This is a genomic window from Burkholderia sp. PR2 (assembly GCF_052372875.1).
GTDB classification, from domain to species: domain Bacteria; phylum Pseudomonadota; class Gammaproteobacteria; order Burkholderiales; family Burkholderiaceae; genus Burkholderia; species Burkholderia diffusa.
The window spans coordinates 404806-418490 of sequence record NZ_JBQRWH010000002.1 but is presented as its reverse complement, the minus strand read 5'-3'; the positions used below and the strand labels follow the sequence as shown (position 1 = coordinate 418490).

Annotated in this window: 17 protein-coding genes; 7 read left to right on the top strand and 10 right to left on the bottom strand. The window is 65.9% G+C overall.

Going from position 1 to position 13685, the window contains the following annotated elements:
• Nucleotides 1-2: 2 nt before the first annotated feature.
• From ACT2FV_RS13505 to ACT2FV_RS13490, 4 genes are read right to left on the bottom strand one after another with little or no spacing between them, the layout of a single operon-like run.
• Nucleotides 3-668 carry a response regulator gene (locus tag ACT2FV_RS13505; protein ID WP_124625185.1) on the bottom strand — a complete coding sequence of 222 codons (666 nt, stop codon included), beginning with the start codon at nt 666-668 and terminating at the stop codon, nt 3-5.
• A gap of 24 nt (nt 669-692) precedes the next feature.
• Nucleotides 693-1430 carry a cytochrome b/b6 domain-containing protein gene (locus tag ACT2FV_RS13500; protein WP_151048675.1) on the bottom strand — a complete coding sequence of 246 codons (738 nt, stop codon included), beginning with the start codon at nt 1428-1430 and terminating at the stop codon, nt 693-695.
• The gene (locus tag ACT2FV_RS13495; protein ID WP_151048676.1) at nt 1396-1917 is read right to left on the bottom strand and encodes a diheme cytochrome c; all 522 of its coding nucleotides are present in this window, start codon (nt 1915-1917) and stop codon (nt 1396-1398) included. Before ACT2FV_RS13495 ends, ACT2FV_RS13500 begins: the two co-directional genes overlap by 35 nt.
• Nucleotides 1918-1929: 12 nt before the next feature.
• Nucleotides 1930-2322 (bottom strand): DUF1924 domain-containing protein, encoded by a 393-nt coding sequence (locus ACT2FV_RS13490; RefSeq protein ID WP_239007304.1) that lies wholly within the window; start codon nt 2320-2322, stop codon nt 1930-1932.
• Nucleotides 2323-2620: 298 nt separating this feature from the next.
• Between ACT2FV_RS13490 and ACT2FV_RS13485 the strand changes: the two genes are divergently transcribed.
• The gene (locus ACT2FV_RS13485) at nt 2621-3115 is read left to right on the top strand and encodes a CreA family protein (protein ID WP_124625192.1); all 495 of its coding nucleotides are present in this window, start codon (nt 2621-2623) and stop codon (nt 3113-3115) included.
• Between the two features lie 136 nt (nt 3116-3251).
• Nucleotides 3252-3725: a hypothetical protein gene (locus tag ACT2FV_RS13480; RefSeq protein WP_059602782.1), complete on the top strand. Its 474-nt coding sequence runs from the start codon at nt 3252-3254 to the stop codon at nt 3723-3725.
• A 128-nt stretch (nt 3726-3853) separates the two neighbouring features.
• On the opposite strand, the gene ACT2FV_RS13475 is transcribed toward ACT2FV_RS13480, so the two are convergent.
• The gene (locus ACT2FV_RS13475) at nt 3854-4546 is read right to left on the bottom strand and encodes a CBS domain-containing protein (RefSeq protein ID WP_151048677.1); all 693 of its coding nucleotides are present in this window, start codon (nt 4544-4546) and stop codon (nt 3854-3856) included.
• 264 nt (nt 4547-4810) lie between these two features.
• On the opposite strand from ACT2FV_RS13475, the gene ACT2FV_RS13470 reads away from it, so the two are divergent.
• Nucleotides 4811-5095: an E3 binding domain-containing protein gene (locus ACT2FV_RS13470; protein WP_244108017.1), complete on the top strand. Its 285-nt coding sequence runs from the start codon at nt 4811-4813 to the stop codon at nt 5093-5095.
• Complete coding sequence (locus ACT2FV_RS13465) at nt 5092-5352, top strand: acyl carrier protein (RefSeq protein ID WP_444504082.1); 261 nt, start codon at nt 5092-5094, stop codon at nt 5350-5352. Before ACT2FV_RS13470 ends, ACT2FV_RS13465 begins: the two co-directional genes overlap by 4 nt.
• Nucleotides 5353-5448: 96 nt before the next feature.
• Here ACT2FV_RS13465 and ACT2FV_RS13460 read toward each other — a convergent pair whose 3' ends face one another.
• Together ACT2FV_RS13460 and ACT2FV_RS13455 are read right to left on the bottom strand one after the other, a co-directional pair.
• The gene (locus ACT2FV_RS13460) at nt 5449-5979 is read right to left on the bottom strand and encodes a flavodoxin family protein (RefSeq protein ID WP_444504081.1); all 531 of its coding nucleotides are present in this window, start codon (nt 5977-5979) and stop codon (nt 5449-5451) included.
• Nucleotides 5980-6275: 296 nt separating this feature from the next.
• Nucleotides 6276-6413, bottom strand: coding sequence for an Hsp20 family protein (locus tag ACT2FV_RS13455; protein ID WP_444504274.1), 138 nt, complete (start codon nt 6411-6413; stop codon nt 6276-6278).
• A gap of 182 nt (nt 6414-6595) precedes the next feature.
• Between ACT2FV_RS13455 and groL the strand changes: the two genes are divergently transcribed.
• The gene (gene groL / locus ACT2FV_RS13450; protein WP_444504080.1) at nt 6596-8230 is read left to right on the top strand and encodes a chaperonin GroEL; all 1635 of its coding nucleotides are present in this window, start codon (nt 6596-6598) and stop codon (nt 8228-8230) included.
• A gap of 207 nt (nt 8231-8437) precedes the next feature.
• On the opposite strand, the gene ACT2FV_RS13445 is transcribed toward groL, so the two are convergent.
• Nucleotides 8438-9085: a BON domain-containing protein gene (locus ACT2FV_RS13445; RefSeq protein WP_444504273.1), complete on the bottom strand. Its 648-nt coding sequence runs from the start codon at nt 9083-9085 to the stop codon at nt 8438-8440.
• Between the two features lie 372 nt (nt 9086-9457).
• Between ACT2FV_RS13445 and ACT2FV_RS13440 the strand changes: the two genes are divergently transcribed.
• Nucleotides 9458-9808, top strand: a complete 351-nt coding sequence (locus ACT2FV_RS13440) for a hypothetical protein (RefSeq protein WP_226117482.1) — start codon at nt 9458-9460, stop codon at nt 9806-9808.
• 69 nt (nt 9809-9877) lie between these two features.
• Nucleotides 9878-10249 carry an HPF/RaiA family ribosome-associated protein gene (locus tag ACT2FV_RS13435; protein WP_059602767.1) on the top strand — a complete coding sequence of 124 codons (372 nt, stop codon included), beginning with the start codon at nt 9878-9880 and terminating at the stop codon, nt 10247-10249.
• Between the two features lie 204 nt (nt 10250-10453).
• Here ACT2FV_RS13435 and ACT2FV_RS13430 read toward each other — a convergent pair whose 3' ends face one another.
• Together ACT2FV_RS13430 and ACT2FV_RS13425 are read right to left on the bottom strand one after the other, a co-directional pair.
• Nucleotides 10454-12823, bottom strand: coding sequence for an exo-beta-N-acetylmuramidase NamZ domain-containing protein (locus ACT2FV_RS13430; RefSeq protein WP_444504079.1), 2370 nt, complete (start codon nt 12821-12823; stop codon nt 10454-10456).
• Nucleotides 12824-12944: 121 nt separating this feature from the next.
• Nucleotides 12945-13418, bottom strand: coding sequence for a carboxypeptidase regulatory-like domain-containing protein (locus tag ACT2FV_RS13425; RefSeq protein ID WP_124625208.1), 474 nt, complete (start codon nt 13416-13418; stop codon nt 12945-12947).
• Nucleotides 13419-13685: the final 267 nt, after the last annotated feature.

Genomic DNA, 13685 nt, shown 5'->3' with positions numbered 1-13685 from the left:
TTTCATGCGTCGCCCCGCATCAGCACGTAACCCACGCCGCGCACCGTTCGGATCAGCTCGCTGCCGAGCTTGGCGCGCAGGCGATGTATGTGGACCTCGACGGCATTGCTCTCCACCTCCTGCCCCCAGCTGTACAGATACTGCTCGATCTGCTCGCGCGACAGAACCCGGCCGGCATTCAGCATCAGGATGTGCAGCAGGTCGAACTCTCGCGTGGACAGCGCGACCGGCACGCCGGCGCGGCGCGCGGTTCGCGACGCGGGTTCCAGCTCGACGTCCTGCGCGTGAAGCCGCTCGGTCGGCCGACCGTGGGACCGCCGGACCAGCGCTCGCAGGCGCGCACCGAGCTCGTACAGGTCCACGGGCTTGATCACGTAGTCGTCGGCGCCCGCGTCGAGCGCCTTGATGCGGTCGGGCACGGCATCGCGCGCGGTCAGGACCAGGATCGGCGACGCCATGCCGTCGCGGCGAATGCGCTGCAGGACATCCATGCCATCCACGAGCGGCAGGCCGAGATCGAGGACCGTCGCGGCATGAACATGCGCGCGCAGCTCGCGCTGGGCCGCGTCGCCGTCACGCACCCAGTCGACCTGGAACCCTTGCTGGCGTAATCCGGCGCGGATTCCGTCGCCGAGCAGGACGTCGTCTTCCACGAGCAGGATGCGCACGATCGAGCACTCCGCCGGTGGCCGTCAGTCGTCGTCCCCGCCCGCGCCGTGCGCGGGGCGGCCGGTGTCCGTCGCGACGGGCCGGTCCGCTCGAGCGGGCTGCGGTGCCGCCTGCCATTGCGTCCACCACCAGCCGATCACCGCGGCCGTCATCACGACAGCGATCCCCCACCACGCACGCCGGATGCCGTCGATCGGTGCACCGCGCTTGTAGCCGGTCACCATCGCGCCGGCCAGATTCTCACGATGCACGACGCTGCTGACGAGAACGGCGGCGACATGGAACACGACGAGCGCGAGCATGGCGTTCGCCGCACCCTCATGCAGATCACCGAACGACTCGCCGTTTCCGGTGTAGGCCCCCCAGCCGGTCACCCCCGTGACGACCATCATCGCCAGCATGGCGACGATCGCCACCGCGCCGGCGGGGTTGTGGCCGACGTGATGTTCGGGCCGGCCTTTCGCGAGGCTCAGGACGTAGCGGAAAGCGGCCGCCGGCGAACGCACGAACGACGAGAACCGCGCATGACGCGTGCCGGCCACGCCCCAAACGACGCGAAACGCGACGAGCGCCAGCATCGTGTAGCCGAACGCGACGTGCATCAGCCGCCATCGCTCGCTCTCGGCGGTCAGCCACGCGCCGGCGAAGGCAATGACGCTCAGCCAGTGGAATACGCGCAGCGGAGCGTCCCAGACCAGTATCCGTGCGGGACGCGAGGGTGCCGGTTCACCGTGTACTCGGGATGCGGACGAATCGTTCATCGAAATTTCCTTTGTCTGCTTGCGTATGACATGCGGCGCAATTCGACGGCCGCTTCACTGCAGCGCTGCGCCACACGGACGCAGGAACCTCGTCGTGCGTGGCGGCGAACCACGCCGACCGGGTAATCCTGTCTTCCGGGGGACGGCGCGCCGCGCCGCCCGTCGCGGCATGTGCCGTCAGCCATGTCTCCAGTTGCCCGATCGTTGTCCGGTCCAGCGTCGCATCGGTGCCGAAGTGATGGTCGAGACCGTTCAGGATGCGTCGCCACGATTCGGCGGGCAGCGCCCCGGGCGGATAGGCGACATGGCAGGTCGCGCACTCCTGCCGGTACTTTGGCAGTAATGGAATCGCGACGCTGCGCATTTCGTCTTCCGCCCGTGCCGCGCACGGCAGCAGCGACATCAGCAGCATCGCGAGCACGCTTGCGCGTGCATGGCGCCGCGCGGCGATCCTGCGCGGCGACTTCGTCGAGTCGATGTTGTTCATGATCGTTCGCCGTCAGGGTTTCAGACTCATGAGCCAGCTCAGGACGTCGGCCTTCTCGGCCGACGAGCATTCGCGCCCGACGACGTCCTTGCAGTTTCTGCGGAACCACTTTTCGGTCCTGGCGCCGTCCGTGAACCGGGCCGGGTTGAAAGCGGGCGCAAGCGGCTCGATGGTCTTACCGGTAACGATGTGCGTGCCTGCACCGGTCGGCGTGCCGCCATGGCAGGTCGCGCAGCTCCAGTCGCGCCCATGTCGGGACGTGAAGAACTGCTGACCGCGCGACGGCATGGCGCCGACGCCTGACTGTGCCGTGTAGCCGGCCAGCAACTGGGCCGGCGTTTCGGCACCTGCGTCGGCGATGGCGGCCACGCATATGGCAGCCCCCAGGCCTGCCCGGCATAGCATGCGAACCGAGTCGGATATGCGCATCGTGGTTCTCCTGAGCGATGCGTTCATCTTCGGGGGAATTCCTTACCGGATTCTTAACGCACGGATGCGCGCGCCGTGTCGCGAGTGCGATGCCGCCCGCCACATGGCCGTTGCGTCGCGCCCGATCGGCCGCTCTTGCAGCAAGCATCCGGCCACCCGTTCATCCCGCCTTGACGCAAGTCAAGCGTTCGATACCGGCAGGCACCTAGTCTGAAGTTCAATCCGTCTCGTTGCACGGGAGTCCTGCCGAGACAGTTTTGCCGATCAGTCGAGGATGCTGGCGATGATCACGCTGCGAACACGTACATGGATTGCGTCCGTCGCGCTGGCGATCTCCTGCGCATCCGTCGTCGATGCGGAGGAACTGGCGCGCATTCCGCCACACTCTCAGCGCTACGGCGCGCATATCGGCATATCCGCGTACGACGACCCGAAGCTCCACGGAGTAACGTGCTTCGTCTCGGAGCCGCACGCGCGCGACGAACGACCGTCCTTGCGCGACAGACATGGCGCCGGAGCATCGGTGTCCTGTCACCAGACCGGAACGCTCGCCACGACCGCCCGCTTGCCGCGGCTGGCTCAGGTATTCGACGAATCCGTCGATCCGGTGTTTGGATCGATACACGTGGTCCGGATTGTCGATCTCCGGCGTCTCGTCGTCGTCTACTTCTCGTACATGGAAAGCGACGTGGCGGGCGATCTCCCGGGGCATGTGGATGTCGTCCGCTTGCCGGTGCACTGGGGTGGAACGGACGCATCCGCCGAATGATGCGGCGTCATGACTCTGGCGGCGGCATGACCTGCGTCAAGCCTGCGTTTTCGCGCGATGTCAGCATGGAAGCAAGATTCCGGTCGCTTTGCGTGCGCATTGCCGATGCGGTAAATCCACCGCCGAGGAGGCCCCTATGCGATCGCGAATTTTTCTTGTGCTGCTTGCCTGGCTGGCATTGCTTGTCGGCGCGGTATCGACCGCCGGTGCGAACGACCTGACGCGCAGCGTGACGACGGGCAAGCTCGTCGTCCACTACGGTGTGGTTCCGGCGAGTCGCGCCGCTACGCCGGGCGGCGGTTCCGGCGTGGCGTCGAACAACGTGAACCTGTTCCTGCTCACGGTCGCCCTGTTCGACAGGTCGAACGGAAAGCGCATTGATAATGCTCACGTCGTTGCTGTCGTGCAGGGACCGCGAAGCGAAGCCAGTGCCTTCCATTCAAAATCGACGCGGATAGCACTCGACCCGACGCAGGACGGCAATGCGGTCACGTACGGGAACGTGTTCGACGCACGTTGGAAAGGTGTCTATCACATCGATCTCACGATCACGAGAGACGGCCTCGGCCATCCGGAGCATGTCCGCCTCAACTACGATCAGCAGTTCTGACCGGTCGAGGTAGTCTCTCGTGTTCGCGTTCGTGCTGCTTCGCGCAGCACGAATGCACGCTCGTGCGCCACTCGGCATCGACGTGAGCACCGCCCTTTTCCCCGCTGATGTGTGTCGACCGCTTACGTTTACATCGAGGGAAGCGTAAGAGGATAGACGAGATGGCTGATCACCTGTTTGACGCCCGGTACAGTCTGGGCTGCCACGCACACCGCTTTGCGCTCCTCTTCGCTGAAGATCACGCCCCATAGATGTACCCTGCCGTTCCTGACGATGATCTGGCCTCGCGTTAGCGCCCAGCGTTGGCCAGACATCGCATTCAGTATCGCCTCGCGTATCTCGACGTCCGCATGCGCGACCGACTTCCGTTTGTCGTTCGTCTCGCTGGCAAGCGCGCGCACGAGATCGGCTCGACTCACCAGGCCTGCCACCTTGCCGTTGTCGACGACTGGCACGCGCTTGATGCGGTGCCGTTCCAGCAATTCGGCAACTTCGGACAGCGGCGTGTCCTCGGCGACCGTGACGACGTCGACAGTCATCAGGTCCTTCACGGTCTGCGCGTGTTCCTTTACATACTCGCTGGCCAATTCACGGCTGGACGCAAGAAGCTCCAGCCACCAGGAGCGGCGCCTGGCATGCGTGCCAATTTCGACACGGTGCACGAGGTCGCCTTCGCTGACGATCCCGATCAGCTTTCCGTCCGCATCGATTACTGGAACCGCGCTGATCGAGTGCTCCACGAGCAGCTTTGCGGTCTCCTGAACGCTCATCTCCGGACTGGCGGAAATGACCGCGGTCGTCATCACGTCACGCGCTCGCATAAGGTGCTCCTTCAATGCGTTGGCCCCTCGCCGGCTCGTCTGCGGCGAAAAGCTGCGCGCACTCACTGAGACCGGCTGGCCTGCAAGATGAATGCTTCACTCGGAAACCCGAGGCAAGCTTGAGCGATGTCAACCGACAGCCGATTGCACCGCAGATGCGGCGATCCAGGCGTTCAAGCGGCGTCGTGATCCGCGATCACCGGTTCTTTGCACTTGCGACGCAAGTGTCGGCCACGGTCGAATCGGGCGTCGGACGGGCAACACGTGGCGCCCCCGATCCCGGATGTGCCAGCCGCGCGCAAGCTTGCGCAGCAGCACCAGGTCGATCCCGACAGTGTCACGGGCACCGACCCGACAGGCTCGGTGACGCTTGCGGACGTCGAACGGGCGATCGCGGCGGCGGGTTTGCCTGCGGCCGGCACGCCCCGGAGAGCGCTCTCCGGCAACGAGACGGGTTATCGCGGCTGCGTATCCGACGGCAATCGCGGTGCGCTGTTCCTGGTTGAGCTGGGTGAATTGCTGCAGCACCCCGAGGAGTTGAACCGATGAACAATGCAGACATCCTTTCGGTCGTACTGGAAACGCTTGCATCCGTCGCGCAGGAACTCGAGCCGTCGACGCTTCGTGCGGATCGTCCGCTGCGCAGTCAGGTCGATCTCGATTCGATGGACTGGCTCAATTTTCTGACGGGCCTTCATGCGCGGCTGAAGGTGGAGATCCCGGAGCGCGACTATGGTCGTCTGGTTACGCTCGACGATATCGTCGGCTATCTCGCGGCCGCAGACGCACACCGACCGGTGTCTTGAGGCCGGTCCATCGCGCAAGCTGGCGTTTGCGCCGGCGTCGGAACGTCCGCCGCACCGTTACACGAGGGCGCACGGAACCGTGCGCCCGCGCATGCTTCAGCGCGCCGCAGGCGTTGCGACCGCTTCCGCCAGCCTGCGCGCTGCCTGTTCGGCAAATGCCGCCAGAATCGGGCTGGCATCGCCATGCAACGTTTCGCGCGGCGTCACGCGACATTCGGCGAGCGGCGACTTGCGTGCCAGCGTCCGCATTTGCGTTAGTGCGGAATCCGCACCACGTTGCGCGAAGCTGCAAAAGAATGCGACATGCGGCAGGCGCCGCTGATTCGCGACGAGATACGCCCGCACCGGCGACGATACGCAGCCTGCCCAGACCGGGGAACCGATCACCACGAGATCGTACGCGGACGGGTCGCGCTTCGCCGCGACGATCTCTGCCGGCTTCTGGTTGATTGCCTCGACGAGCGAACGCAGATAGCCGAACGGCCCCGCGCGATCGCGCGTCACGACGATTTCCTCGACGTCGGCGTCGAGCATCTCGGCCAACGCGGACGCGGCCCGGCGGGTCGTGCCGGTGCGCGAATAGAACACGACGAGAACCTTGCCGGCATACATGACGACCTCCCTCATGCACGCTTGTCGGGTGGCGCGTGCGTCCGTTGAATCCATTCGCCATGACGCGCGGGCGATCTGAAGAACATCGGTCCCGTGTGGGCGGATTGCACGCGACGGTGCAACCACTGGCGCAATGGCGCCGTGGCCGATATCCCGGTTATCGGCTCTGCATGCATGGCGAATGCAGGATCGCCTTTCATCGACCGTCCGAATGTCGGTGGTTCACGGCATGATCGAGCGATCGAGAGGAATACGGAAAGCATGTGCACCGGCATCCCCCGGCATGCGTCGGCGGATGCCCGCAACCTGTTTCAGCCTGCCTTGACCTCGATCTTCTTCTCGGCCTTGTGCGTTTCCGGCGTCTTCGGCAGCGTGACCGTCAGAATGCCTTTCTGGAACGATGCCTCGATCTTGTTTCTGTCATTCTCGATTGGTGATGACCGCGGCAATTGACAGAGATCAACGCTCAGGATCGAGAGACCGAAGGCGCTTGGGCAAGCACACGCGGTGCTAAACGCATTGCGCTCGTTGACCCAGGTCAATCGGCACGACGCGCCGGCAGGTGGAATATCCGTATCGGCGCCGGTCCCGAGACGCGTCGTGCCCGGCTTCGTCGCAGAGGAGGTGTATCGTGCCCGCAAAATCGCTTGTCTTTCACCAGGATGCTCGCCAACGGCTGCTCAAAGGCGTCAACGCGATTGCCGAGGCAGTCAAGATCACGCTCGGCCCGGGCGGCCGCAACGTGATCGTCGAGCGGGCCGGCGCCGCGCCGCTGGTTGCGAACTCGGGCGTCGTCGTCGCCGGCGCTGTCGACCTGCCCGACCCGTTCGAGGAAATGGGCGCCCAGTTGTTGCGCGAAGTGGCGACCCGCACGAGCGAAGTCGCCGGCGACGGCACGACCACTGCCACCACCCTGGCACAGGCAATCGTTGCCGAAGGCATCAAGTGCGTCACTGCCGGGCACGATCCGATGGCGCTCAAGCGCGCGATCGAAGCGGCCGGCCGCGACGTGGTCGCCGAACTGCACCGCTTGTCGAAACCGTGCGCGAGCGCGGACGAGATGCGCCAGATCGCGACGATTTCAGCCAGCGGCGACAGCACGATCGGCGCGCTTGTCGCACAGGCCGTCGAGCGTGTGGGCAGGGACGGCGCGATCAGCATCGAGGACGGCACCAAGCTCGACGACGAGCTCGAGACGGTGGACGGCTCGCTGATCGATCGCGGTTATCTGTCGCCGCTGTTCGTCGATTCGGACAATCATCGCGTCGTCCTTGACGAGCCGCGCATCCTGCTCTGTGACATGAATATCAGCGCGATCGCACAACTGCTGCCGGTACTCGAGGCGCTCAGCAGCACCGGCAAGCCGCTTCTCGTCGTCGCGAACGAAGTGGAAGGCGAAGCGCTGGCGACCCTTGTCGTCAACCACCTGCGCGGCACGCTGAAATCGTGCGCGATCCGCTCGCCCGGATTCGGCGAGGCACGCACCGAGCAGCTTGCCGACCTCGCCGCGCTGACTGGCGCGACGGTCATTTCCGCTCAGGCTGGCAGGACACTCGAGCGCACGACGCTGGACGATCTCGGTGCCGCGCGGCGCGTCGAGATCACGCGCGAGACGACGACCGTCATCGCCGGACGAGGCGAACGCCAGCACATCGACGACCGCGTCCAGGCGTTGCGTACACGTATCGCGGCGACACCGGCCGGATACGAGCGCGACGCGCTGACGCGCCGGCTGACGAAACTCGCGGGCGGCGTCGCGGTGATTCGCGTCGGCGCCGCGACGGAAACCGCGCTGCGCGAGCGCAAGAATCGCTTCGAGGATGCGTTGCATGCGACGCGCGCCGCGATGGAGGAAGGCATTGTGCCGGGCGGTGGCGTCGCATTGCTGCGTGCACGGCGCGCGCTCGTAGGCAATGGCACATACCTGACGGATGTGCAGCGCACCGGCGCGCGGATCGTGCACGACGCACTAGCGTCCCCGCTGCGTCAGATCGCCGAAAATGCCGGAGCGGACGCGCAGGCCGTCGTACACGCGGTCGATGTCGCAACCGGAGCGTTCGGCTATGACGCGGCGACGGCGACATATGGGGACATGATTGCTGCCGGAATCGTCGACCCCGTCAAGGTCGCGCGTTCGGCGCTACAGAACGCGATCTCGGTCGCGTCGCTGCTGCTCACGACCGATTGCATGATCGCGCATCGCCCAGGCACGGCCGCGTCACCGGGTGCCGCACAATCGGGAAACTGGGGCGCCGAACTCGGCTGAGCCATGCGCGTGCCGCCGGTGGATCTCGTACGACTCGCCAGCGTGATAGGCGGAATTCATGTCGGCAGCGGAGCCGCAGGCGCCACCGCTGCCGCAGGGCTGTCGATCCAACCCTGGATGCCGGTGACAGGAAACATCGAGCCGGGTGTTGATTCAAGCCACGTATTGCGTCAGTGCTACTGAATAATGATTCAGTTATCCGTCAGGTCATCCAATCGTCAGATGATCGACAACTTCCCGCACGCCCTTCACTGACCATGCCGCACCGCACGCGGCGCGCTTCTCCGCCATCGAATCGACCGTGCCGGTCAGCGTGACGACACCGTTCGCCACCTCGATGGAGATCGCCGCGCCTTTTCGCTGTGCACGGCGAGCCAACGCATCGGCAATCTCGGCGCAGATGTCCTGCGCGGTATGGGCGGCGCGCACTTGAATGCGGTTCGCGACGTCGACGACGCCGGCCATCCGGCTCACCAGCGCCTCTGCCGCTTGACGCTGAAAACCCCACTCCACTTCGCCGTCGAGCGTCACGCGGCCATGGTCGACCTCGACACGGATCGACTGGTCCTGCAACGCTTCCTGCCAGTCGAGCGCGGACATGATCCTGGCTTCCAGTTCCGCGTCCGAGCGACTGGCTGCCGGCGCGGCGATTTCGAGTTCCAGCAGCAGCACACGCACGCCGCCGACGCGCTGGACCGCCTTCTGCGCCGCGAACTTCTGCGCCCAGCTCGGGACCATGCCCAGCAGCGTCACTGTACCGTCGCGCACCGTGACCTCGATCTGGCGCGCGTCGACAGCCGGATCCCGGGACAGTTCCTGTTCGACATCGTGTTTGAGTTTCGCATCGGACTTCATGTCGGTCTCCTGTCGGATTGCAGGTTCAGCGGATCGGTTTCGCGTCGATGGCACGATCGTAATTGCTCTCTTCCAGCCGATCATGGGGCGCTCATATCGCCGATCGGTCGACCGATGCCGGTCGTAACCGCGTCAGGCTCGCATTCACAATGAAGGGGTGCCGTACACACGCCGTTGATGTTGGTCAAACCTTGTCGTCCGCGTTACGCCCTGGCCTGGACACTCTCTCGATGAAATCGTCGCGTTTCCGCGGGCCGACGCGGTCTATGAAAGTCGCCGTTGATGCGTGTCAAGCGGCGGTCGCCCCGGAAGCCTAGGCTGAAAACGTGGACGACATCGTCCTGACGTACGCGTTCAGGTTGGGAGGCAACCATGCAGACCGGACATCAATTCCTACCCGAGTTTCGGCATGCGACCTTGCCGACCTATTTCGTTTCCTACGTGTTTCCCTTGCTGCTGGCCGGATATGAGGTGTATCGGATCAGCTATTGGGTGAGCCGGCATGGCTGGAATTTTGCGCAACTGCCGCAGGCCGGCTACGAGTTCACGCTGATGCTGTTCGTATTTGCATTGCAGGTGATTCTCGACGGGTTGTTCTTCATTACGGCATGGTCAGGCAAGCATCCGGACGTCGGGCATCGGCTCGCGAACATGACGCTCGGTGTTCTGTGCTCGGCAGTGGTCATCGCGTTCGATGTCGCTCTTCAGATCGCCACGTTCTGAATCGGAATCTCTGGACCGCCGGCACGACGAGGCACGACCGGCATTCATCAACCATCAACGGATCAAACAATGAAGCCACCTTACGAACTGGTATTTCAAGGCATGCCGCGCTCGGACGCGCTCGAGGCGGAAGCCGCCCGCCATGTATCCAAACTCGATCGATTCCGGCAGGACATCTCGCATTGCAGGGTCAATGTCGTGCTGGACGAGAAGCGCGATCATCAGGGGAAACCGTTCAATATCCGGATCGAAATCACGATTCCCGGACATCAACTGGTATCCAGCAAAGAACACGACGAGGACGTCTACGTCGCGCTGCGCAATGCCTTCAGCAACGTCACGAGAATGCTCGAAGACACGGGACGCAAGCAGCGAGGCCGCGGCAAACGGCACGATGAACATCCGGCCGGTCCTGCCACGCAATCCGAGGCGCACGAATAGCGTGCAGTTGCGCGAGCGTGCGCCCGTGGACAGCCGCGCGACGCGCACGCCGATCGGTGCCCGCCACGATGGTGCGCAGACGCTCCACCGCGAGTCCGACCGAAACGAGCGCCCGTTCCGGCATTCTGCCGCCCATTCTCCGCACGTCGCGCCATGGCATGCGTCACGCATGCCATGCACGTCCGCCGCCTGTTTTCCATCCGTTCAGTACAGCAGAAATGCTGCTCTCTCAGGCGCGAACGCCGCATCCTGCGCGACAACCACGCGCTCGATCTCGTCGAGCGACCGCCCCGCCTCCAGCATGTCCGCCACCTCGCGCGAACCGACCGATGCACGGATCGCATCGATCCGGAACCGCGCCGGATAACGCCGGTGCAGCGCCAGTGCGAGCGCCAGCCCGATCTCGCCCGGCCGCGCCGCGCCGGGCGGCCGTTCGATGCGCACCCCTTCGCATACCTTGCCGCGATACGGCCCCTCCGCAGGCACGAAGCGGACCGCCGAGAACGTCGCGTCCAGCCTCATCGCGCGAAGATCGCCCGCGAGGATGCGCCCGTCGATCCACGGCGCGCCGACCACGCCGAACGGTGTCTCGGTGCCGCGCCCGACACTGACCGCCGCTCCCTCGATGAGCCCCGTCTCCGGGTACAGCGACATCGCGGCGCCATCGCGCAGGTTCGGCGATGGAGGCACCCAGCCGAGCCCGGTATCGCCGAAGCGCATCGCGCGCACGTAATTCGCCATCGGCACCACGGTCAGCGCCGCACCGATATGCAGGCGGTCATTGAACAGTCGCGCCAGTTCGCCGAGCGTCATGCCGGGCTGGAGCGGCAACGGGTAATAGCCGGTGAACGTGGCCGGCCCGGCATCGGCGACGGGGCCGCCGACCACATCGCCGCCCAGCGGGTCCGGGCGGTCGAGCACGAGCACCGGGCGATGCGCGGCGGCGGCGGCCTCGAGCGCGTAACCGAGGGTGGCCAGGTACGTGAAGAAGCGTACGCCTGCGTCCTGCAGGTCGAGCACCAGCACGTCGACATCGGCGAGCAGTGCGGGTGCGATCCTGCGGCGATCGCCGTAGAGACTGTGAACGACCACACCGGTCGCGGCGTCGACCGTGTCGCCGTAGGTCTCGTCGACGTCGGTGCCGAGCCCGTGCTCGGGCGCGAACAGGGCGACGAGCCGCGCGCCCGGTGCCTGCGCGAGCAGGTCGACCGTGCGCCGGCCGAACCGGTCGAAGCCGCTGTGGTTCGTGACGAGCGCAATGCGCTTGCCTGCGACGGCCGCGAAGCCGCTCGCCGCGAGCACGTCGATGCCGGCCAGAACCGGCCCGCGCGATGCCGGCAACCGGGCGACCTGCGCGAGCGCCGCCGCCATCGCGGGCACGCGCGTCGCGATCCACGACGACGTCACGGGCGCGGCCTCGCTCGAGACGATGCCGAGCACGAGCGCGCGCAATGGCATGGCCGTGCCGGTTTCGTCGGGGTACAGCCGGCTCGTGAGCACGATCGCGAAGCGGCGCGTCACGGGATCGATCCACAGCGCCGTGCCCGTGTAGCCGAGGTGTTGCAGCGCGCCGACCGGCGGTAGCCGGTAGCGGTTCGCGACGAGCGGCGGCCCGACCGCCCAGCCGGGCGTGTGCAGGTCGCCTTCCGCGTCGAGCGTGGTCGGCGTCTCGAGCGCGGCCACGCTGCGTCGCGTCAGCACGCGCACCGGGCCGAGCGAACCGCCGTTAAGCAACATGCGCGCGAAGCGCGCCAGATCGTCCGCACTCGCGAACAGGCCCGCATTGCCGGCAACGCCGCCCATCGCGGCCGCGATGGGATCGTGGACGCTTCCCCGGAGCAGACGGCCATCGCGAACGGTGGTGGGTGCCACGCGCGCGAACAGCGGCGCCGGTGACCGGAATGCGGTGCTCGCCATCCCGAGCGGCGCGAACACATGCGCGGCGCACCACGCGTCGAGCGGCCGGTGCGACACACGCTCGACGATCTCGCCAAGCACCACGTAGTTCACGTCGCTGTAGCGCACCTGTGTGCCGGCCGGCGCGCCGGGTGTCATCGCGACGATGTCGGCCAGCACGGCGGCGCGGCTGCGCAGCGCCCGGGACGACGACACGCCGGCCGGCAGCCCCGATACATGCGCGAGCAACTGGCTGATCGTGATGCCGGCCTTGTCGTGCGCGCCGAACGCGGGCCAGTAGCGCGCGGCCGGCGCGTCGAGGCTCAGCATGCCGCGCTCCGCGAGCTGCATGATCGCGACCGCCGTCGCCACCGGCTTGGTCAGCGACGCAAGATCGAAGACGGTATCGGCCGTCATCGCCTCGACGTGCTCGCCCGTCACGCGCAGGCCGCGCGCGACGCGCACCCGCACGCCGTCCGCGTCGCCCGTCACGACTACCGCGCCGGCAAGATGGCCATCGGCGATCTCGGCGGCGATCGCCTCGTCGATCGCGGCGGTCTGCTGCCGAGCCGCGGCCGTGTCGGATTCCGCGTGCGCACCGGCTGATGCAAGCATGAACAGCAGCGCGCCGGTCAGCGCGGCAGCACAGCGGGATCGTAGCGATCGAGCCTGTTCCACTGCATCCATTCCTTCGTGCCGAGCGCATCGCCGGAGTCGAGCTGCGTGCGGAGGCCTGCCACGTCGATGACGCGAGCGCCGCGCATTCCCGCCGCGCGGCGCCTGAGCGAAAAACGCGCGGCTAGCGGGCTGGTTGCTCCTGCGATCCGGAACATTCGCCACACAGACGTATCGCGCCCTGTCGTTCGGGGTCGTGCCAGTAAAAGCGCACATCGACGGCGCCGCGCGCCGGTACGACGACGTGCCGGACTTCCTGAACGGCCCTGTCGTGCGCGGACACGGTGTATCGCCCCGGCGGCACGCGCGCGAACAGGAACGGGCCCATCGTGCGTGCGTCGAGAATCGTCGACTTGCCGGACGACAGCGTGACATCGACATCGGAAAGATAATGGCCCCTCTTCGATGCGAACGTGATCCTCAAGTTGTAGCGAGGCGCGACATCGCGAAATGCAGTGACCTCGTCCTGGCCGATTCCGCCGGTGATATAAGCGACACCGTTGCGCACGATCGGCTCGGTCGACGTTTGAGCCAGCACGTTCGCACCGATGTTCAGCAGACAGGCTGCCAGCAGCATCTTCACGGTTCCGGTCCACATCTTCACTCTCCTGATTGAGCACGCATGGCTGCGATGCCGCCCGTCCGGTCGCGGAACGGGCTGCGTGCGGTGACGTCGCGCATTTGCGTCGACGACGATGTCAGCGTCGCGCGGAACGTCGATTTCCCGTTGACTCAAGTCAAGTGCGCGCCTGTCGAAGCCGAACGAGTAGTCATCGCGCCTCATCTGCCCGCGCGGCGCGCCTGAAAACACGGGGAGCGGGATACCGACGGCGCAATCGTCCGTGACGGCTGTCAGCCGATATTG